The following is a 1,178-nucleotide window of genomic DNA, read 5'->3' on the forward strand; positions in this document are numbered from 1 at the left end:
TCAAGTATTTGGAAAAGCTGTGATGGTCCTGGATTAGAATACAAAAAGTAAATTATTACTCACCTTACGCAAAAAACATCTCAAAAAATATTGTTTTAACATTTTCATTGTTAACAACTTATATTTCATAAAATTCACCACTAAAAATATAATTACGCAGCTTTTCTTGGTTTGGTCAATATTTGTAGTTCTGTATGTGCTGCTTTTTGAGCAGCTAAATAGATTTGAGCTTTCATTGCAAAATGATTTTTGCATGTTCTTTGTTTAAGCCATTCTAGTTTTACGTAGGCTACAATAGACAAAACATAATGATTAGTTTGTGCTTTGATTGTTTTTGTTGGTGACTTTGCAAAACCGGTATTACTTTTTATAGATTTATGATACTCTTCCACTCCCCACCGTTTTTTGTAGATTGTAGTGATTTGGTCATACGATAAGTTTGAATCACTACAAGCCAAGTACAACTCGCCGACTGTATCATTCTCGTTTTTGAAAATTTGCTTTGTAAGCAACAGCGGAAAATCTAATTCTTCGAGCCAAATCTCCACGGTCTGCTGTCCTGGCTGTAGTGTTTCAATACTTATGTATTTCTTATTCTCTTTATCTTCTAGTGATAAAGCAATATTTCTATTGCTTTTTAAAGCCATAATAAAATCTCTCTTTAGCTCTTTTTTACAACAAATCATATTCTCAATCGACGAATACCAACTGTCAGCCAAAACATAATCAAAGTAAAATTTACCATCGCACTCTCTGAGCATTTTTCTGAAAAGTTCATTTTTAGTAACACTAGCTTTTCGCTTTTGCTTACCTGTTTTAGAATCAGCTACCCAAGTGTCTTTCTTTACAAACTCAACGCAACAGGGTAATCGCATACCTCCAACCTCTACTAGAGCAGTCAGAAAATTAACTCCTTTTACAGACCTGCCAAAGCTATGATCATAATGCCAAGAATTAAGTTCGCTTTCATCTGTGTATCGTTTTTCTTCTATCGAATCATCAAAACTTAAGGTTATAATGTCTTTCGACTGAGTCATTTCTTGTACATAAACTTTGGATTGTTTCCATAAAAATTTACTGTTGTAATCTCCTTTAGACAACTCCCTTGTGATTTTATCATGCTTAATTGATAGCAAATGAGCCATACCCGTTGAGGTGGCATAAGAACTCGAACTTAT

1 protein-coding gene is annotated in these 1,178 nt (G+C 33.4%); it reads right to left on the reverse strand.

The window, feature by feature from the left end:
* Positions 1-152: 152 nt before the first annotated feature.
* A partial coding sequence (locus tag FNW07_RS13670; protein WP_144265653.1) for a transposase occupies positions 153-1,178 on the reverse strand: 1,026 nt, incomplete at its 5' end.

It is taken from the genome of Flavobacterium sp. GT3R68, from assembly GCF_007109225.1.
Taxonomy (GTDB): domain Bacteria; phylum Bacteroidota; class Bacteroidia; order Flavobacteriales; family Flavobacteriaceae; genus Flavobacterium.